General features: G+C 58.8%; 16 protein-coding genes. 6 read left to right on the top strand and 10 right to left on the bottom strand.

Annotation, left to right across the window (positions count from 1 at the left end; genetic code table 11):
* Positions 1-137 precede the first annotated feature (137 nt).
* From mfd to F2P67_RS25085, 3 genes are read left to right on the top strand one after another with little or no spacing between them, the layout of a single operon-like run.
* Entirely contained in the window at positions 138-3,587 is a 3,450-nt protein-coding gene (mfd, locus tag F2P67_RS25095; protein ID WP_166225164.1) for a transcription-repair coupling factor, read from the top strand.
* Positions 3,588-3,597: 10 nt separating this feature from the next.
* Positions 3,598-4,164 (top strand): CsiV family protein, encoded by a 567-nt coding sequence (locus F2P67_RS25090; protein WP_166225161.1) that lies wholly within the window; start codon positions 3,598-3,600, stop codon positions 4,162-4,164.
* Positions 4,165-4,175: 11 nt separating this feature from the next.
* Complete coding sequence (locus tag F2P67_RS25085; RefSeq protein ID WP_166225158.1) at positions 4,176-6,866, top strand: DEAD/DEAH box helicase; 2,691 nt, start codon at positions 4,176-4,178, stop codon at positions 6,864-6,866.
* A gap of 141 nt (positions 6,867-7,007) precedes the next feature.
* Here the strand turns inward: F2P67_RS25085 and F2P67_RS25080 are convergent, their stop codons facing one another.
* The 3 genes from F2P67_RS25080 to F2P67_RS25070 form a co-directional block, all read right to left on the bottom strand.
* A complete protein-coding gene (locus tag F2P67_RS25080) occupies positions 7,008-7,745 on the bottom strand; it encodes an S-methyl-5'-thioinosine phosphorylase (RefSeq protein WP_166225155.1) in 738 nt (245 codons plus the stop codon).
* Between the two features lie 12 nt (positions 7,746-7,757).
* Positions 7,758-8,768 (bottom strand): beta-N-acetylhexosaminidase, encoded by a 1,011-nt coding sequence (nagZ, locus tag F2P67_RS25075; protein ID WP_166225152.1) that lies wholly within the window; start codon positions 8,766-8,768, stop codon positions 7,758-7,760.
* 158 nt (positions 8,769-8,926) lie between these two features.
* A complete protein-coding gene (locus tag F2P67_RS25070; protein ID WP_166225149.1) occupies positions 8,927-9,634 on the bottom strand; it encodes a TetR/AcrR family transcriptional regulator in 708 nt (235 codons plus the stop codon).
* Positions 9,635-9,863: 229 nt separating this feature from the next.
* On the opposite strand from F2P67_RS25070, the gene lexA reads away from it, so the two are divergent.
* On the top strand, positions 9,864-10,472 hold the full coding sequence (lexA, locus tag F2P67_RS25065) for a transcriptional repressor LexA (RefSeq protein WP_003226590.1): 609 nt from the start codon (positions 9,864-9,866) through the stop codon (positions 10,470-10,472).
* 10 nt (positions 10,473-10,482) lie between these two features.
* Positions 10,483-10,956 carry an SOS-induced cell division inhibitor SulA gene (gene sulA / locus F2P67_RS25060; RefSeq protein ID WP_166225146.1) on the top strand — a complete coding sequence of 158 codons (474 nt, stop codon included), beginning with the start codon at positions 10,483-10,485 and terminating at the stop codon, positions 10,954-10,956.
* Positions 10,957-11,051: 95 nt separating this feature from the next.
* Here sulA and F2P67_RS25055 read toward each other — a convergent pair whose 3' ends face one another.
* From F2P67_RS25055 to F2P67_RS25025, 7 genes are all read right to left on the bottom strand, one after another.
* On the bottom strand, positions 11,052-11,285 hold the full coding sequence (locus F2P67_RS25055; RefSeq protein ID WP_064392830.1) for a hypothetical protein: 234 nt from the start codon (positions 11,283-11,285) through the stop codon (positions 11,052-11,054).
* A gap of 106 nt (positions 11,286-11,391) precedes the next feature.
* A complete protein-coding gene (locus F2P67_RS25050) occupies positions 11,392-11,916 on the bottom strand; it encodes a DUF6586 family protein (protein WP_166225144.1) in 525 nt (174 codons plus the stop codon).
* Positions 11,917-12,060: 144 nt separating this feature from the next.
* Positions 12,061-14,694, bottom strand: a complete 2,634-nt coding sequence (gene topA, locus F2P67_RS25045; RefSeq protein WP_166225141.1) for a type I DNA topoisomerase — start codon at positions 14,692-14,694, stop codon at positions 12,061-12,063.
* 114 nt (positions 14,695-14,808) lie between these two features.
* Positions 14,809-15,045, bottom strand: coding sequence for a DUF1653 domain-containing protein (locus tag F2P67_RS25040; RefSeq protein ID WP_007910467.1), 237 nt, complete (start codon positions 15,043-15,045; stop codon positions 14,809-14,811).
* Positions 15,046-15,143: 98 nt separating this feature from the next.
* A complete protein-coding gene (fadA, locus tag F2P67_RS25035) occupies positions 15,144-16,319 on the bottom strand; it encodes an acetyl-CoA C-acyltransferase FadA (RefSeq protein ID WP_102356365.1) in 1,176 nt (391 codons plus the stop codon).
* A 29-nt stretch (positions 16,320-16,348) separates the two neighbouring features.
* Positions 16,349-18,496 carry a fatty acid oxidation complex subunit alpha FadB gene (gene fadB / locus F2P67_RS25030; protein WP_166225138.1) on the bottom strand — a complete coding sequence of 716 codons (2,148 nt, stop codon included), beginning with the start codon at positions 18,494-18,496 and terminating at the stop codon, positions 16,349-16,351.
* Between the two features lie 525 nt (positions 18,497-19,021).
* Positions 19,022-19,459, bottom strand: coding sequence for a hypothetical protein (locus tag F2P67_RS25025; RefSeq protein WP_166225135.1), 438 nt, complete (start codon positions 19,457-19,459; stop codon positions 19,022-19,024).
* A gap of 118 nt (positions 19,460-19,577) precedes the next feature.
* Here F2P67_RS25025 and F2P67_RS25020 point away from each other — a divergent pair, with 118 nt between their 5' ends.
* Positions 19,578-20,015 carry a universal stress protein gene (locus F2P67_RS25020; RefSeq protein WP_122595418.1) on the top strand — a complete coding sequence of 146 codons (438 nt, stop codon included), beginning with the start codon at positions 19,578-19,580 and terminating at the stop codon, positions 20,013-20,015.
* The last annotated feature ends 104 nt before the right edge of the window (positions 20,016-20,119 follow it).

Here is a 20,119-nt window from a genome sequence, read left to right as displayed (position 1 = left end):
TAAAAAAGCGCCCGTTTTTATGGTTACCACTACATTTCACCGAAACAGCGCAGATAGACGCAGTCTGCAACTGACAGGCGGCACCGGACGCCGCTACAATTACCGACTTTGTCGCAACGCCTGGAGCTCAACCTTCCGTGCCTGTTCTGCGTCTACCGCTTCTCCCTGCCGCGGCAGGTAAACAGCATTGGGGCAATCTGCCCGGTGCTGCCCTGAGCCTGGCCATTGCCGAGGCTGCCAGCGCTGCCAAGCGCTTCACATTGCTACTGACCGCCGACAGCCAGAGTGCCGAACGGCTGGAGCAGGAGCTGAGTTTCTTCGCCCCGGATTTGCCGGTGCTGCATTTCCCGGACTGGGAAACCCTGCCCTACGACCTGTTTTCGCCGCACCAGGACATCATTTCCCAGCGCATCGCCAGCCTTTATAGACTGCCGGAGCTGGAACATGGCGTGCTGGTCGTGCCGATCACCACAGCCCTGCATCGCCTGGCGCCGACCAAATTCCTCCTCGGCAGCAGCCTGGTGCTAGATGTCGGGCAGAAGCTCGACGTCGAACAGATGCGCACGCGGCTCGAAGCCAGCGGTTATCGCTACGTCGACACGGTGTACGAACACGGCGAATTCACCGTGCGTGGCGCGCTGATCGACCTGTTCCCGATGGGCAGCAAATTGCCGTATCGCATCGACCTGTTCGATGACGAAATCGAAACATTGCGCACCTTCGACCCGGAAAACCAGCGTTCCATCGACAAGGTCGAATCGGTCAAGCTGCTGCCGGCCCGTGAGTTCCCGCTGCAGAAAGATGCGGTCACCCGCTTCAAGGCGCGTTTCCGCGAGCGTTTCGACGTCGACTTCCGTCGGTGCCCGATCTTTCAGGATCTGAGCAGCGGCATCACGCCGGCCGGTATCGAGTACTACCTGCCATTGTTCTTCGACGAAACCTCGACCCTGTTCGATTACCTGCCCCAGGACACGCAAGTGTTCTCGCTGCCGGGCATCGAGCAAGCGGCGGAAAACTTCTGGAACGATGTGCGCAATCGTTATGAAGAGCGCCGCGTCGATCCATCGCGTCCTTTATTGCCGCCCGCCGAACTGTTCTTGCCGGTCGAAGACTGTTTCGCCCGCCTCAAGAGCTGGCCGCGCGTGGTTGCCAGCCAGCAGGACGTGGAAACCGGCGTCGGTCGCGAACGCTTCCCGGCACAGGCGCTGCCGAATCTGGCGATCGAAGCCAAGGCTACCCAGCCGCTGGCCGCGCTATCGACATTCCTCGACGAGTTCCCCGGCCGCGTGCTGTTCACCGCCGAATCCGCGGGCCGTCGCGAAGTGCTGCTGGAACTGCTCGAACGCCTGAAGCTGCGACCGAAAACCGTCGACAGTTGGCCGGACTTCGTCGCGAGCAAGGATCGCCTGGCGATCACCATCGCCCCGCTCGACGAAGGCCTGATGCTCGACGACCCGGCGTTGGCGCTGGTCGCCGAGAGCCCGCTGTTCGGTCAGCGCGTGATGCAGCGTCGCCGTCGCGAAAAACGCGCCGACGCCAACAACGATGCGGTGATCAAGAACCTTACCGAGCTGCGCGAAGGCGCGCCGGTAGTGCACATCGACCACGGTGTCGGTCGCTACCTTGGTCTGACGATTCTGGAAATCGACAATCAGGCTGCCGAATTCCTCACCCTCGAATACGCCGAGAACGCCAAGCTCTACGTGCCCGTCGCCAACCTGCATTTGATCGCGCGCTACACCGGCAGCGACGATGCGCTGGCCCCGTTGCACCGTCTCGGCTCCGAGACCTGGCAGAAAGCCAAGCGCAAAGCCGCTGAACAAGTACGCGATGTCGCCGCCGAACTCCTCGACATCTATGCCCGTCGTGCGGCGCGCGAAGGCTACGCGTTCGCCGACCCGAAAGCCGATTACGCGACCTTCAGCGCCGGCTTCCCGTTCGAAGAAACTCCGGATCAACAATCAACCATCGAAGCCGTGCGCGAAGACATGCTCGCGCCGAAACCGATGGATCGCCTGGTCTGCGGCGACGTCGGTTTCGGCAAGACCGAAGTGGCCATGCGCGCGGCGTTCATTGCCGTGCACGGTGGCCGTCAGGTGGCGATTCTGGTGCCAACCACCCTGCTCGCCCAGCAGCATTACAACAGCTTCCGCGACCGCTTCGCCGACTGGCCGGTGACCGTGGAAGTGATGAGCCGCTTCAAGTCGGCCAAGGAAGTGAATGCGGCAATCGCCGATCTGGCGGAAGGCAAGATCGACATCGTCATTGGCACGCACAAGCTGCTGTCTGACGACGTGAAGATCAAAAACCTCGGGCTAGTGATCATCGACGAAGAGCACCGTTTCGGTGTCCGTCAGAAGGAACAGCTCAAGGCCCTGCGCAGCGAAGTCGACATTCTTACGCTGACCGCCACGCCGATTCCGCGCACGCTGAACATGGCGGTTTCGGGCATGCGCGATCTGTCGATCATCGCCACGCCACCGGCACGTCGCTTGTCGGTGCGCACCTTCGTCATGGAGCAGAACAAGAGCACAGTTAAAGAGGCGTTGCTGCGTGAATTGCTGCGTGGCGGTCAGGTTTATTACCTGCACAACGACGTGAAGACCATCGAGAAATGCGCCGCCGACCTCGCCGAACTGGTGCCGGAAGCGCGAATCGGCATCGGCCACGGGCAGATGCGCGAGCGCGAACTTGAACAGGTGATGAGCGACTTCTACCACAAGCGCTTCAACGTGCTGATTGCCTCGACCATCATCGAGACCGGCATCGACGTGCCGAGCGCCAACACCATCATCATCGAGCGCGCCGACAAGTTCGGTCTGGCGCAGTTGCACCAGTTGCGTGGCCGTGTCGGTCGCAGTCACCACCAGGCTTACGCCTACCTGCTGACTCCGCCGCGCCAGCAAATCACGTCGGACGCGGAAAAACGTCTGGAAGCGATTGCCAATACTCAGGATCTGGGCGCGGGCTTCGTATTGGCCACCAACGACCTGGAAATCCGTGGCGCGGGCGAACTGCTGGGTGACGGTCAGAGCGGGCAGATTCAAGCCGTGGGTTTCACGCTGTACATGGAAATGCTCGAGCGCGCGGTGAAATCGATCCGCAAGGGCGAACAGCCAAACCTCGATCAACCCCTCGGCGGCGGCCCGGAGGTCAACCTGCGGGTGCCGGCGCTGATTCCGGAAGATTATCTGCCGGACGTCCACGCGCGCCTGATCCTGTACAAGCGCATCGCTTCGGCCACCGACGAGGAAGGGTTGAAGGATCTGCAAGTGGAGATGATCGACCGCTTCGGCCTGCTCCCCGAGCCGACCAAGAATCTGGTGCGCATCACGGCCTTGAAGTTGCAGGCTGAACAGTTGGGCATCAAAAAGGTTGATGGCGGCCCGCAAGGTGGCCGTATCGAGTTCGCCGCGCAGACGCCGGTCGATCCGATGACCCTGATCAAACTGATTCAGAGCCAGCCAAAACGCTACAAATTCGAAGGCGCCACGATGTTCAAGTTCCAGGTGCCGATGGAGCGCCCGGAAGAGCGCTTTAATACTGTGGAGGCGCTGTTCGAGCGCCTCATCCCGAAAACTGCTTGAAGGACGCCGCATGCGCCTGTTTCGTTCACTGACTTTGCTACTCACTTTCGTAGCACCGATGGCGTTTGCCGATGACCTGTATCAGGTCGAAATGATTCTGGTACGCCAGAACGCGGTGCCGGCCATTGTCAGCCGCGCTGCGCCGGAAGACTGGGCCGCCGGCGCCCAGCGCCTGGCCGATGACAGTCAGCGCACCCCGGCCCTGAACGACGTTGCCACCAAACTCACCGCCAGCGGCGAGTACAGCGTGTTGCTGCACAAGGCCTGGCAACAGACCCTTGGCGAGGCGCCGACCAAGGTTGCCGTCAGCGATGGCAAGGAACAGTTCGGCCAGTTCCCGATCGAGGGCACCGTGGAAATGAAACTCGGGCGCTTCACTGACGTGAACGCCGATTTCTGGGTCAACCAGATCGACGCCAACGGCATGGTCACCGCCAGCGAGCGCCTGAAACAGGACAGCCACACCAAAAACGGTCAACTCAACTACCTCGACAACGGCCATCTGGCCCTGCTGATCAAGATCACTTCTCTGACGGCGCCAGCGCCACGGGAAGCGCCTGAAGCCATTCCGGACTGATCGAAGTCCTTATGTCCCCGCCCCTCAGCAAACCGTTGGCACCCTCTTGGGTCAGCCGATTCAAGGAACAGAGCCTGGAGCGTGGCCGCCGCTACGCCCTGGAAAACCGGGTACGCATCGCCCAGGTCGGCGATGCGACCATCACCGCCAGTTGCGAAGGCTCTGGCGGCAACGTTTACCGTCAGACCATTCACCTGCGCGAGTCAGCCAAAGGCACGTTGCTGCTGGTCGACGCTGCGTGCACCTGCCCGGTTCGCACCAACTGCAAACACTGCGCAGCGGTGTTGTTGCAAGTACAGGAAACCCTCGAATACCCCGCCGCCGCCAAAGACGCCGAGCTGCTGGAAAAGCTACAGGCCGTGCTGGAAAATCGCGGCCCGAAAGCGCCACCGCAAGTACTCGTCGACAATGTGCAGCCGGTGCCACGCCTGTGGCTGGCCAGTGTCGAGTTCAGCGCATTTGAACCGCGCAACGGCAAGATGCAACGCTACATCCAACACCGCGCGGCCTTGTCCTTCAGCTATCTGGACGAGTACGTCAGCGGGCAGAAAAACAGTGACATCCTGATTCGCCAGGAATCCCAGACGCTGCGGATAAAACGCCATCCGGAAGTCGAACAGTCCTACCGTGAACAGTTACGAATCCTCGGTTTTCGCATCGCCACCCGTCAGAGCAAGGCCCTGCCGGAAAGTGCTGGCGAACTGTACGAGATGGTCAACGACAGCGCCTGGCTGACCTTCACCCTCAACGATCTGCCGAAGCTGCGAACGCAAGGCTGGGAATTGCAGATCGACGAGGAGTTCGGCTTCGATCTGACCGCCGTCGATGACTGGTACGCCACCGTCGAGCAAGCGCCGGAGCGTGACTGGTTTGATCTGGAACTGGGCATCATCGTCAATGGCGAGCGCTTGAGTCTGCTGCCGATCCTGCTCAATCTGATGCGTTCGCACGCGGAAATCCTCAACCCGGAACGCCTTGCGCGCCGACGCGATGACGAGCTGATTCTGGTCAATATTCCCCAGCGCAACAGCGAGCACGGGCCGCTGCAAGTCGCGCTGCCGCTGGGTCGGTTGAAGCCGGTACTGACGACGCTGGGCGAGTTCTATTTGCAGGAGCCAGGCGAAACCACTTTGCGCTTGAGCAAGGCCGACGCCACCCGCCTGAACTCGCTGGAAGGCATTCCCCTGCTGTGGGAGGGCGGCGAACAGATCCGCACATTCGCTCAACGCCTGCGCGATATTCGTGATTTCAGCACCGAAGCGCCAGAAGGCTTGAATGCCACGCTGCGCCCCTACCAGCTCGAAGGCTTGAGCTGGATGCAATCGCTGCGGCAACTGGAAGTCGGCGGGATTCTCGCGGATGACATGGGCCTGGGCAAAACCTTACAGACCCTGGCGCATATTCTCAGCGAAAAGAACGCAGGGCGACTGGATCGTCCGTGCATGGTGGTGATGCCCACCAGCCTGATCCCTAACTGGCTCGACGAAGCGGCGCACTTCACCCCGCAACTCAAAGTGGTCGCGTTGTACGGTGCCACTCGCAAAAAACATTTCGATAACCTCGGCGACTTCGACCTGATCCTCACCACCTATGCCCTGCTGCCCAAGGACGTTGAACGCCTGGCCAAGCAGCCGCTGCATGTGTTGGTGCTGGATGAAGCGCAGTACATCAAGAATCCGAACAGCAAAGCCGCTCAGGCAGCCCGTGAACTGAATGCCCGTCAGCGCCTGTGCCTGAGCGGTACGCCGCTGGAAAATCACTTGGGCGAGTTGTGGTCGCTGTTTCACTTCTTGTTGCCGGGCTGGCTCGGCGACGTGAAAGACTTTAATGCCGATTACCGGGTGCCGATTGAAAAGCGCGGCAGCGAGGTCAGACTTCAGCACCTCAACGGTCGGATAAAGCCGTTTCTGCTGCGCCGCACCAAGGAACAGGTCGCCACCGAACTGCCGCCGAAAACCGAGATCATCCACTGGGTCGATCTGAACGAGGCGCAACGTGACGTGTACGAAACCATGCGTCTGGCGATGGACAAAAAGGTACGCGATGAAATCACCCGCAAAGGCGTGGCGCGCAGCCAGATCATCATTCTCGAAGCGTTGCTCAAGCTGCGCCAGGTCTGCTGCGATCTGCGCCTGGTCAACGACGCCGCCCTGCCCGCTCGCGGCAGCACTTCAGGCAAGCTCGACAGCCTGATGGAAATGCTCGAAGAATTGTTCGAGGAAGGTCGGCGAATTTTGCTGTTTTCGCAGTTCACCTCAATGCTGTCACTGATTGAAAACGAGCTGAAAAAACGCAACGTGGCCTATGCACTATTGACCGGCCAGACCCGTGATCGACGCACGCCAGTGAAGGAATTCCAGAGCGGCAAACGTCAGATCTTTCTGATCAGCCTGAAGGCCGGCGGAGTCGGTTTGAACCTGACTGAAGCAGATACGGTGATCCACTACGACCCGTGGTGGAACCCGGCGACGGAGAATCAGGCAACTGATCGGGCGTACCGGATCGGCCAGGAGAAACCGGTGTTCGTCTACAAGATGATTGCCCGAGGCACGGTGGAAGAGAAAATTCAGCATCTGCAGAAGGAAAAGTCCGATCTGGCGGCAGGCGTGCTGGATGGGCGCAAGGCTGGGGACTGGAAGCTGCAGAACGACGACATTGAAGCGTTGTTTGCGCCGTTGCCGGATAAGCTCGACAAGCGTTGAGATCTGCTTTTTCAGATAAATAGCCATCGCTGGCAAGCTAGCTCCCACAGTGATTCAGGGTTGAACACTATTTTGTGAACAACACAAAACCTGTGGGAGCTGGCTTGCCGGCGATGGAGTCGACTCGGTTTAAAGCCTGACTCAGCCTTTCAGCACCCGCGCCAATGTCGACTTCACCTTGCCCATGCCGTCATGCAGCGCCTGCTCGATCTCGGCCATGGTGATCACTTCAGTGGTCTTGCCCGCCGCCGGGTTCACCACCAGCGCCAGACAGGCGTAATCCAGATCCAGTTCACGGGCCAGTGCGGCTTCCGGCATGCCGGTCATGCCTACGATGTCACAGCCATCACGCTCCAGACGCACAATCTCCGCAACCGTTTCCAGACGCGGACCCTGGGTACAGGCATAAACGCCCTGATCGCTGTACTCGCAGCCTTCGGCGGCCACAGCAGCAATCAATTGCTGACGCAGCGGTTCGCTGTAGGGAAAGCTGAAGTCGATGTGCGTGACGTGTTCCAGATCATCGGCGAAATAGGTGTGCTCGCGACCGCTGGTGTAGTCGACGATCTGATGCGGCACGCAGAAATGCCCGGTGCCCATGGCCGGGTGAATCCCACCCACAGCGTTGACCGCAATGATTGCTTCGGCGCCTGCCTGCTTCAGCGCCCACAGGTTGGCGCGGTAGTTGACCTTGTGCGGCGGGAAGCGATGCGGGTGGCCGTGACGGGCGAGAAACAGTACTTCCTTGCCGGCGTATTCGCCAATCTGCACCTCAGCCGATGGCGCGCCGTAAGGCGTGTCCACTACCAGCGACTGGCGAATGCTCAAGCCTTCAAGTTGAGTCAGGCCGGTGCCACCGATGATTGCGTAAACCGTCATAGCGAAAAATCCTTAATCAATCAATTGAGCGTCTTTGAGCGCGCCGATGGCGGTGAGCCAGCGCGGATCCTGGCGGTAGTCGGTGCTGGCAAATGCCTGACCGCGCATTCGCGCGATGCGTGAAGACGGTTTGACCTTCATGCGCTGTGCTGCGCTCAACGCCAGCTCGGCGGCGGCGCGGTCATTGCACACCAGGCCCATGTCGCAACCGGCCGTCAGCGCTGCTTCGATGCGGCTGGCGGCGTCACCAACTACATGAGCGCCAGCCATCGACAGGTCATCGCTGAAGATCACGCCATCGAACTGCAACTCACCGCGCAGGATGTCCTGCAACCAGCGCCGAGAGAAACCGGCGGGCTGCGAATCCACCTGCGGATAGATAACGTGTGCCGGCATGATCGCGGCCAGTTGCTTGCTGAGTCTGGCGAAGGGCACGAGGTCGTTGGCGCGGATCTCGTCGAGACTGCGCTCGTCGTTCGGGATCGCTACATGAGAATCGGCTTCCGCCCAGCCGTGGCCGGGAAAGTGTTTGCCGGTGGCGGCCATGCCAGCGCTGTTCATCCCGCGGATGAACGCCCCGGCGAGCACCGCTGCGCGCTCCGGATCGCCTTCGAAGGAGCGGGTGCCGACGACAGCGCTGCGCTGGTAATCGAGGTCCAGCACCGGCGCGAAGCTCAGGTCGAGCCCGACGGCCAGCACTTCGGTGGCCATGATCCAGCCGCATTGCTCGGCGAGGTATTCGGCATTCGGGTTATCGGCAATGGCGCGCATCGCCGGCAGACGCACAAAGCCCTGACGCAGGCGCTGGACGCGACCGCCCTCTTGATCCACCGCCAGCAGCAGATCCGGACGAACCGCGCGAATTGCCGCGCTCAGCTCACGCACCTGACGCGGGTGCTCGATGTTGCGGGCAAAAATGATCAGGCCACCCACTTCGGGCTGACGCAACAATTGGCGATCTTCAGCCGTCAGCCAAGTACCGGCGACGTCCACCATCAACGAGCCTTGCAGGCCAGCAGTCATAGAGATTCCTTGAAAACGAAAAACCCGATCCGCAGGACATCGCCGCCGAGGGCATTGCCCGGCAGGTCGGCGATATCTTGTGGAATCGGGTTCAGAACGAGAGTCGGCATGGGCGGCTAGCTTAGCGGATACAAGCTGCGGCGCCCACCCGTGTGCGGTTAAACCTTGGCAGCTACCGGTGTCGTTTTGCTGCGCGGGCGCAGTTGCGCTGCGGCCATTGCCGTGTCGGTGACACCGGTCTCGGCGCGCATGCCGGCGGCGAGGAACGGCACCATCAGGCGCATCACCTGTTCAATGGAGGTGTTGACGCCGAAATCGGTCTCGGCGATTGCGCGCAGAGCCTTGATGCCGGACATGCTGAACGCCGCAGCGCCGAGCATGAAATGCACGCGCCAGAACAGCTCGATCGGCGGAATACGCGGTGCGGCTTCGTTGACCAGCAACATGTAGCGACGGAATACCTTGCCGTACATATCCTCCAGATAACGGCGCAGGTGGCCTTGACTCTGGCTGAATGCGAGACCGAGCAGGCGCATGAAGATCGACAGGTCATTGCCGCTGCGTGGTTGAACTACGAGGGCCTGTTCGACGAGGATTTCCAGCAATTCTTCGAGCGTCGGCTTGTTTTCCGGCTTGGCCTGACGCCGCTCCAGCTCTTTATCGAGACTGATGCAGAACGGCCCCAGAAAGCGCGAGAACACCGCCTGAATCAACGCTTTCTTGGAGCCGAAGTGATAGTTCACCGCTGCCAGGTTTACCCCGGCCTTGCTGGTGATCAAACGCAATGAGGTTTCCGCGAAACCTTTCTCCGCGAACAACTGCTCGGCAGCATCAAGAATGCGTTCAACGGTTTCCGACTGGGCCATGGCTACTCCGCCTGACAAACACTTGTTTGAAACATACGTTTCAGCCTGTGCCTTGTCAAGCCTGCCGGTTCGTTTTGGGAATGGTCGGTCAGGTATTTAACCACACAAGACCGATGCATTAATAAACACCTCTGCCGACCGTCCGGCGGCGTGCCAAAAAACGGGCATTGCCAAGACCGCTTCACTGTATATAATCCCAGTCACTGTATAAAAAGACAGAGCGATCATTATGCTAAAGCTGACGCCACGCCAAGCCGAGATTCTGGCCTTTATCAAACGCTGCCTCGAAGACAACGGCTACCCGCCAACCCGCGCGGAAATCGCTCAGGAACTGGGTTTCAAATCGCCCAACGCGGCAGAAGAACACCTCAAGGCACTGGCCCGCAAAGGCGCCATCGAGATGACCCCGGGCGCTTCTCGCGGTATTCGCATCCCGGGCTTCGAAGCCAAGGCCGACGACTCTACCCTGCCAATCATTGGCCGGGTCGCTGCCGGCGCGCCGATCCTCGCCCAGCAGCACATCGAAGAATCCTGCAACATCAATCCAGCCTTCTTTCATCCCCGTGCTGACTATCTGCTACGCGTGCATGGCATGAGCATGAAGGACATCGGCATTTTCGACGGCGACCTGCTGGCCGTACACACCACCCGCGAAGCCCGAAATGGCCAGGTTGTCGTCGCCCGCATCGGTGATGAAGTCACCGTCAAACGCTTCAAGCGTGAAGGCAGCAAAGTCTGGCTGATTGCTGAAAACCCTGAGTTCGCCCCAATCGAAGTCGACCTGAAAGATCAGGAACTGGTGATCGAAGGCTTGAGTGTCGGCGTAATCCGCCGCTAAAGGAGGCTTTATGCAGTTCCCACACACACCTCAGCAAACACAACTGCCTTTATTCGAAGCGTTTCTGGCGCAACCGATGGCGCCGATCCTGAAAGACGTGGTCGAACGCCCCTGGAATGCCGAACCCGAAGTATTCAGTGAGCTGTCACTGCGTGGTGCGACCGGGAACTGCCTGAACCTGCTGGCTCCGATCCTGCGCGAACTGAGCGACGATCTGGATGCGCGCTGGCTGACGCTGATTGCGCCACCTGCCAGCCTTACCCAATCGTGGCTGCGCGATGCTGGCCTGAACCGCGAACGCATTCTACTGCTGCAACCGCGAGGTACTCAGAGTGCTCAGCAACTGGCGTGCGAAGCATTGCGCCTGGGCCGCAGCCACACGGTTGTCACCTGGCTGAACCCGCTGAACACAAGCTCGCGGCAGCAACTGATCAGCGCTGCACGCACGGGCGACGCTCAGAGTTTGAATATTCGATTGGGTTGATTCATTGATACACGCGCTGTGTGAAGCGCAGGGCTTCTCCAGGGACAGAGAAGCCGATCTGATGCGGTCGTGACGAAATCAAAAGCAGGCGGGAATCAGTGCAGAACCCGCGGCCCTTCATCCTTGTCAAACTCGCCTTCAATCATTCGACCGGCCATTTGCACGCCGACGCTCAACATCGCCTTGGCGATTTCTACGTGCTGGCCCTGCAGGAAAGTCTTGGCATCCTCGGAGAAATCCAGCGTCACCAGAGAACCTTCGTCCTCAGCCCTGCGCAGTTCGATTCGACCGTCTGGTAACTCGACAATTTCTAGAAAGGACGTTGGCATATAGGTCTGTTCTCCACGAAAGGCAGGGATTATATAGACATCATTCAGGCTTCGCTCGGGATCTTGACCAGCAGCATGTTTCAGATTGCCACCGTGTCAATCGCCATCAGCATTCATTCAGCCCTTCGCGAAAACGAATCGCCAGACCTTTCAGGTTCTGCCGCCAGCTCTCCAGCTCTTCACGACTCAACTCTTGCGGTGCCTCTTCTTCATCCAGATTAATCGCCTGAATCAATGGCTGTGTCACATCACCCTTGGGCTTGTGTGGTACTCGTGGTGGCTGAAACAAAGCCGAGTGCGCCGCCAGCAGTTGTGCCAGCCAGGTTTCCGGATTTGATGCCAGCTCGACCATTTCCGCCAGCTCGGGAATAGTGATCGACTCCAGCACTTCACGAGTCAACAACAACTCGGTTCGAGGCGCGTTGGCCTGTGGCAGACGATAGAAACCGGCAATCTCATGGCACAGACCAAGCAATGCGCCGTACAGATGGAACAACGCCGATTCACGCCCGGCCTGAATCAACGCCAACGAATTCATCGCCCGCCCCTCTTCGGCGCGAGCAAGAGCTTCCAGCGACAGGCCGGCGAAATAGATTTTCTGATTGGTGCGGGTATAGAGTTCGTGCGCCATGCCGGCAGTCTCCACAGCGAAATAATTGCGTCACACAGACCCGACAGTGTCATGGATCAGCCGATCCCACCGCAAGCACAAAACAAAAAGGCCGCATGAAAACCCGAAGGTTCTCATGCGGCCTTTTCATTGAAGGACTAACGCTTACTCGGCCTTGGCCTTCGCACTGCGCTTGTCTTCAACGGTCCATTTGCCACCATCGTAGTACGCCTTCCAGCCAGTAGGCTTGCCGTCGACTTCGGTCTGCACGTACTGCTCCTTGGTTTTGCGGCTGTAGCGGATCACTGCTGGCAAACCATCAGGATCCTTCTGCGGCGCATCGCACAGGAAGTGATACTTCGGATCGATCTCGTCCTTGTGCGGCAGAATCTCGATCACCAGCGGAGCACGTGTCTCGCGGTTTTTCGGGAACTGACTGGCCGCCAGGAACAGGCCGGAGGCGCCGTCGCGCAGGATGTAGGTGTCGTTGACCTTTTCGCATTTCAGCTCAGGCATCTTCACCGGATCCATCTTCGGCGGCGCCGCATCACCGCTCTTCAACAGTTTGCGGGTGTTTTTGCACGTCGGGTTGGTGCAACCGAAGAACTTGCCGAAACGGCCAGTCTTGAGTTGCATCTCGCTGCCGCACTTGTCGCATTCCAGGCTCGGACCTTCGTAGCCCTTGATGCGATAGCTGCCCTCTTCGATTTCGTAGCCGGCGCAATCCGGGTTGTTACCGCAGATGTGCAGCTTGCGCTTCTCGTCGAGCAGGTAAGCGTCCATCGCTGTGCTGCAGATCGGGCAGCGATGCTTGCCACGCAGTACCAGAGATTCCGACTCGCCTTCGTCGTCCGCTGCGATTTCATCGCCCGGCACCAGATTAACGGTGGCCTTGCAGCGCTCTTTCGGCGGCAGGCTGTAGCCCGAGCAACCGAGGAAAACGCCGGTCGACGCAGTACGGATCTGCATCGGACGGCCGCAAGTGGTGCACGGAATATCGGTCATGACCGGCTGGTTGGCACGCATGCCGTTTTCCGGATTCTCCGCCACTTCGAGTTTTTTCTTGAAGTCGCCGTAGAACTCGTCCAGCACGTTTTTCCAGTCGCGCTCGCCTTGGGCCACATCATCGAGGTTCTCTTCCATGCCGGCGGTGAAGCCGTAGTCCATGAGGTTCGAGAAGCTCTCCGACAGACGCTCGGTAACGATGTCGCCCATTTTTTCCGAGTAGAAGCGACGGTTGTGCAGGGTCACGTAACCGCGATCCTGAATGGTCGAGATGATCGCGGCGTACGTCGAAGGACGACCGATGCCACGCTTTTCCATCTCTTTCACCAGACTGGCTTCGGAATAACGCGCCGGCGGCTTGGTGAAGTGCTGGGATGGATCAAGCTTTATCAGCTTCATCACATCGCCCTGCGCCATGTCCGGCAGAACGTCGTCATCGCCAGGCTTGGCGATTTGCGGCAGAACGCGGGTGTAACCGTCGAACTTGAGAATACGGCCCTTGGCGCGCAACTCGAAGTCCCCCGCTGCAACGCTGACAGTGGTCGACAGGTATTGCGCCGGCAGCATCTGGCAAGCGAGGAACTGGCGCCAGATCAACTCGTAGAGGCGCTCAGCGTCACGCTCCATGCCAGCGAGCTTGCTGGGCGTGGTGTTGGCGTCAGATGGACGAATCGCTTCGTGAGCCTCTTGTGCGCCTTCCTTGCTGCTGTAGACATTCGGCGTTTCCGGCAGGTACTTCTTGCCGAATTCATCTTCGATGTAAGCACGCGCCATCGTCACGGCATCGGCCGAGAGGTTGGTCGAGTCGGTACGCATATAAGTGATGTAGCCGGCTTCGTACAGACGCTGGGCCATCATCATGGTTTTCTTCACGCCGAAGCCCAGGCGGTTACTCGCGGCCTGCTGCAGCGTGGAGGTAATGAACGGAGCCGACGGCTTGCTGCTGGTCGGTTTGTCTTCACGCTTGACGATGCTGTAGCTGGAGGATTTGAGCTTCTCCAGCGCGGCCGTCGCCTGAGCTTCGTTCAGCGGCTTGAAGGCTTCACCTTTCTCGCGCGCCACTTCGAAACGCACGGTCGAGCCCTTGGTGGTGCCCAGGTCGGCGTGCACTTCCCAGTATTCTTCCGGGTTGAACGCGCGGATTTCACGCTCACGCTCAACCACCAGCTTCACGGCAACCGATTGCACGCGACCGGCAGACAGACCACGAGCAATTTTGGCCCACAACAGTGGCGAAACCATGTAACCGACAACGCGGTCGAGGAAACGACGCGCCTGCTGGGCATTCACGCGATCAATGTCCAGTTCGCCGGGTTCCGAGAAGGCTTCCTGAATCGCCTTCTTGGTGATTTCGTTGAATACCACACGCTTGTAGCGGCTGTCGTCACCACCGATGGCTTCGCGCAGGTGCCAGGCAATGGCTTCCCCCTCGCGATCCAAGTCGGTTGCGAGATAGATGGTGTCAGCATCCTTGGCGAGCCGGCGCAGCTCTTCGATGACCTTCTCTTTGCCCGGAAGGATCTCGTACTTGGCTTTCCAGCCATGATCGGGATCGACGCCCATACGCGATACTAGCTGCTTACGCGCTTTCTCTTTCGGCGAGAGCACCGGACCTTCGCCCGCAGCAGCCTTGCCGCGCTTGGCGGCTGGCTCTTTGCTGGCGCTAGCCGAACCGCTGGTGGGCAGGTCTCGGATATGGCCGATACTCGACTTCACCACGTATTGGTTGCCCAGATACTTGTTGATGGTCTTGGCCTTAGCCGGGGATTCCACAATGACCAGCGATTTGCCCATGGATCAGAAAATTCCTGAATTCTAGAAGTGAAAGGCGGTTGGCGCCTGACGCGGCACCGCTATATATAGTTGATACAAGGTGAGGTCAAGCACAGGGTTTACTGCGCACTCGCCTCATGCCTTGGAAAAAAGGCTCGGTTCGGCTTGCACCAAAGCAAAGCGTGGCACTTGCTCGCCGTCAACCTCGACCGACTCGAGAAACATGCTCAGAGGACGTACCCAAAAGCCGTAATCGCCATACAGGGCTTGGTAAAAGACCACTTCTTCTTCGGTCTCGGAATGCCGCGCAACACTGAATACGCGGTACTGCGGACCTTTGTAATGTTGGTAGAGCCCAGGTTGTATCGGCACGCTTCGGCCCTCACTCAAATTTTTTCAAAATAAAAACAAAATAAATCCACAAAAACAAAAACCGGGGCACTTGGCCCCGGCTTCCATCGACGAGACGCTTAAACGCGTTCGAAGACGGTGGAGATGCCTTGGCCGAGACCAATGCACATAGTGGCCACCCCGAAGGTGCCGCTATTCTGCTTCATCACGTTCAGCAAAGTGCCGGAAATACGCGCACCGGAGCAACCAAACGGGTGACCCAGGGCGATTGCACCGCCGTGCAGGTTAACCTTCTCGTTCATCTTGTCGAGCACTTTCAGATCTTTCAGCACGGGCAGAGCCTGCGCAGCGAAAGCTTCGTTGAGCTCGAAGAAGTCGATATCGTTGATCCCCAGGCCCGCACGCTTCAGCGCTTTCTGCGTGGCCGGAACTGGACCATAGCCCATGATTGCCGGATCCACACCCGCCACCGCCATCGAACGGATCACTGCCATTGGCTGGATACCCAGATCCTGAGCACGCTGCGCCGACATCACGATCATGCACGAAGCACCATCGGTGATCTGCGACGAAGTACCGGCAGTCACGGTGCCGCCCTTTGGATTGAAGGCAGGCTTGAGTGCCGCCAGACTTTCCAGGGTGGTTTCCGGACGAATGGTTTCGTCGTAGTCGAACAGTTTCAGGAAACCGTTCTCGTCGTAGCCCTGCATCGGGATGATTTCGTCTTTGAACTTGCCTTCCACGGTTGCCTTATGGGCCAACTGGTGGGAACGCACGCCGAAAGCGTCCTGTTGTTCGCGAGTGATGCCGTGCATTTTGCCCAGCATTTCAGCGGTCAGGCCCATCATGCCTGAGGCTTTCGCCGCGTACAGCGACATGTGCGGGTTCGGATCGACACCGTGCATCATGCTCACGTGGCCCATATGCTCGACGCCGCCTACCACGAACACGTCACCGTTGCCGGTCATGATCGCTTGCGCAGCCGTGTGCAGTGCGCTCATCGACGAGCCACACAGACGGCTGACGGTCTGGCCGGCCGAGGTGTGCGGGATTTGGGTCATCAGCGACGCCATGCGCGCGATGTTCCAGCCCTGCTCCAGGGTCTGGTTGACACAGCCCCAGATCACATCTTCCACTTCAGCAGGATCGACCTTGCTGTTGCGTTCCAGCAATTTGCTGATCAAGTGCGCCGACATGTCTTCGGCGCGGGTGTTGCGGTGCATGCCGCCCTTGGAGCGGCCCATCGGAGTACGACCGAAGTCGACAATCACGACGTCTCTAGGATTCAAGCTCATAAGTTCACTCTCACTCTAGTTGGGGGCGCTTAACCGAAGAAGCTCTGGCCGTTTTTGGCCATTTCGCGCAGCTTCGCGGTCGGGTGGTACAGCGCGCCCAAATCAGCGTACTGGTCAGCCAGGGCAACGAACTCGGCAACACCGATCGAGTCGATGTAGCGCAGCGCACCGCCACGGAATGGAGGGAAACCAATGCCGTAAACCAGACCCATGTCGGCTTCGGCGGCAGTTTCAACGATGCCGTCTTCCAGGCAACGCACGGTTTCCAGGCACAGCGGGATCATCATCCAGTTGATGATGTCTTCGTCAGTGACTTCGCGCTGCTCGTAAACGATAGGCTTGAGCACTTCCAGCACCGACGGATCGGCGACTTTCTTCTGCTTGCCTTTCTTGTCGGCCTCGTAGGCATAGAAACCCTTGCCGTTCTTCTGGCCCAGGCGCTTGGCTTCGTACAGCACGTCGATGGCCGAACGACGGTCATCCTTCATGCGATCCGGGAAACCTTCAGCCATTACGTCACGACCGTGGTGGCCGGTGTCGATGCCGACCACGTCCATCAGGTAGGCCGGGCCCATTGGCCAGCCGAATTTTTCCATGACCTTGTCGATACGGACGAAGTCCACTCCGGCGCTGACCAGTTTGGCGAAGCCGCCGAAGTACGGGAACAGTACGCGGTTGACGAGGAAGCCCGGGCAGTCATTGACGACGATCGGGTTCTTGCCCATTTTCTTGGCGTAGGCAACGGTGGTGGCAACCGCCAGCTCGCTGGACTTCTCGCCACGGATCACTTCCACCAGCGGCATCATGTGCACCGGGTTGAAGAAGTGCATGCCGACGAAGTTTTCCGGACGCTTGAGGGCTTTGGCCAGCAGGCTGATGGAAATGGTCGAGGTGTTGGACGCGAGGATGGTGTCCTCTTTGACCTGAGCTTCGACTTCAGCCAGTACGGCTTGCTTGACCTTCGGGTTCTCGACCACAGCTTCGACAACCAGATCGACGTGACCGAAGTCACCGTAGGACAGGGTCGGACGAATGCCGTTGAGCACTTCAGCCATTTTCGCAGCAGTCATGCGACCTTTATCAACGCGGCCAACCAGCAGTTTGGCGGCTTCAGCCAGACCCTGCTCGATACCGTGTTCGTTGATGTCTTTCATCAGGATCGGCGTGCCTTTGGAAGCCGACTGATAGGCGATACCGCCACCCATGATGCCGGCGCCCAGTACGGCAGCCTGCTTCACGTCCTTGGCGATTTCGTCGTAGGCCTTGGCCTTTTTCTTCAGTTCCTGATCGTTCAGGAACAGACCGATCAAGCTCTGCGCTGCAGAGGTTTTTGCCAGTTTGACGAAACCTGCTGCTTCGACTTCCAGCGCCTTGTCGCGACCGAAATTCGCGGCTTTCTGGATGGTCTTGATCGCTTCAACCGGGGCCGGGTAGTTCGGGCCAGCCTGGCCAGCCACGAAACCTTTGGCGGTTTCGAAAGCCATCATTTGTTCGATGGCGTTCAGCTTGAGCTTTTCCAGTTTCGGCTGACGCTTGGCCTTGTAATCGAACTCGCCGGAGATGGCGCGCTTGATCAGTTCAAGGGCAGCTTCCTGCAGCTTCTCTGGAGCCACCACGGCATCGACGGCGCTGACTTTCAGGGCGTCTTCAGGGCGGTTTTCCTTGCCGGCGGCAATCCACTCGATGGCATTGTCGACACCGATCAGACGCGGCAGACGCACGGTGCCGCCGAAACCTGGGTAGATGCCCAGTTTGACTTCCGGCAGACCGATCTTGGCCTTGGTCGACATGACGCGATAGTCAGCCGCCAGGCACATTTCCAGACCGCCGCCCAAGGCGATGCCATTGATGGCGGCCACGGTCGGAACATTGAGGTCTTCGAAATCGCTGAAGATCTTGTTGGCTTCGAGATTGCCAGCAACCAGCTCGGCATCCGGCAGCTTGAAGTTGTCGACAAATTCGGTGATGTCGGCGCCGACGATGAATACGTCCTTGCCACTGCTGACGATCACGCCCTTGATCGAAGCATCTGCCTTGATGGTGTCCACGGCCTGACGCAGTTCGTTCAGGGTAAGACGGTTGAACTTGTTGACGGACTCACCCTTGAGGTCGAATTTCAATTCGACGATGCCACTTTCAAGAGCTTTAACCGTGATGGCTTTACCTTCGTAAATCATCAACTGATCTCCACGATATGGAAGCTGAACAGTACACGTCGGACGCAGGCGAATGGCTCGGCAGGACGCTTTTTCGTCGATGCTAACGCCAATCCACCCGGCACACCCGCCAACGCGATAGTCGGGATTCTGTAGGAGCGGTCAGTAAGACAAACGCTCAATTCATACGCCCGTTTGATTTGGGTACGCCACCTTCACGGAATTTCCGACAATTGTCAATCGCCCAAAATACGGGTTGAAATGCGACTTTGCGGTCATTTCCGTACCACGAAGACCCGCAACACGCGTCTGCATGTGAAGCCATTCATAGAATCAATAGTTAGAAAAGTCGCCCTAATTCGCACCGAAGCCTGTTTAAACGGCTACGCTGGCTGGACTACAGGAAAAATGCTGACCGCTCGAACCCGGATCAGTCTCGAAAAACCTACCGGCCTGCCTGGCCAACCCGCCCGATGAATCATGTCGGGCTTTTTATTGCGCGTCTGCCGGACGTTTCACACCATTGCAGTGCGAAAAGTCCGCGCGTCATGCCAGCGCTTTCAGTGTGGCGTCGATGGCCTGCAGAACTGCAGCCTCGCCCTTCTCGCCCCAGTACAAGGCGATCATCTGCTTGTCCGCCTCGATCTTGAAAACGTTACCTGGCAATTTTTCGAAATAATTGAGCAGCGCCCGATCTTCGCAGACTTCCTGCCACTGATTGACCCACACCCCCGGCGATTTCTGCCAGTAGGTCCAGCACTCCGGTTGTTTGCTACGACGCGGACGATGGTACTGCGCGCACGGGTTCGGCGGCTCTTGCGCCAGCCAGTGCGGCCACTCCTGAGGCGCCAGCTGCATGGCCAGGCCCATGCGCCGGGCCTCCATGCGCAGGGCGATGCGGCCACTCTGCGCACGCGATGGACGCAACCACGCCAGCGGACTCAAAACCACCAGAAGGATTGACACCACTAACCAGACCGTCATATCTCTACTCTCAATTTTTGCGGCACCGTTTATCGATGAGCCCATTGCGTCTCTTTGGAACCAATGCGCTTGAAACCAGCCATACTTAACAATATTGAACCGTCACGAGGAGCACCTCATGCCCTACCACCACATCTTGGTCGCCGTAGACTTGACCGAAGAGTGCGATCCAGTGATCCACCGCGCCCGAGAGCTGTCGGTGAGCAATGGCGCCAAGCTTTCGCTGGTGCATATTGTCGAGCCGATGGCCATGGCCTTTGGCGGCGACGTGCCGATGGATCTGTCACAACTGCAACAACAGCAGTTCGATCAGGCCAAAGAGCGGCTCGAGCGTTTGAAGCTCAAGTATTCCGAACTCGAAGGCGCCAACTGCCACTTGACCTACGGCCAGCCACGCCAGGAAATCCATCATTTTGCCAAGGAACAAACGTGCGATTTGATCGTGGTTGGCAGTCACGGCCGTCACGGATTGGCATTGCTGCTCGGCTCCACCGCCAACGACGTGCTGCACGGCGCACCTTGTGATGTGCTGGCAGTGCACCTGGTCAAACGCTGAAACACATCATCCTGTGAAAGCGGGCCTGCTCGCGAATGCGCAGTGTCAGTCGCAGTTGTATAAGCTGACCTGACGCCTTCGCGAGCAAGCCCGCTCCCACATTT

Source organism: Pseudomonas atagonensis (assembly GCF_011369485.1).
Classification (GTDB): Bacteria; Pseudomonadota; Gammaproteobacteria; order Pseudomonadales; family Pseudomonadaceae; genus Aquipseudomonas; species Aquipseudomonas atagonensis.
The sequence above is the reverse complement of the archived record's forward strand: the minus strand, read 5'-3'. Positions and strand labels throughout refer to the sequence as shown.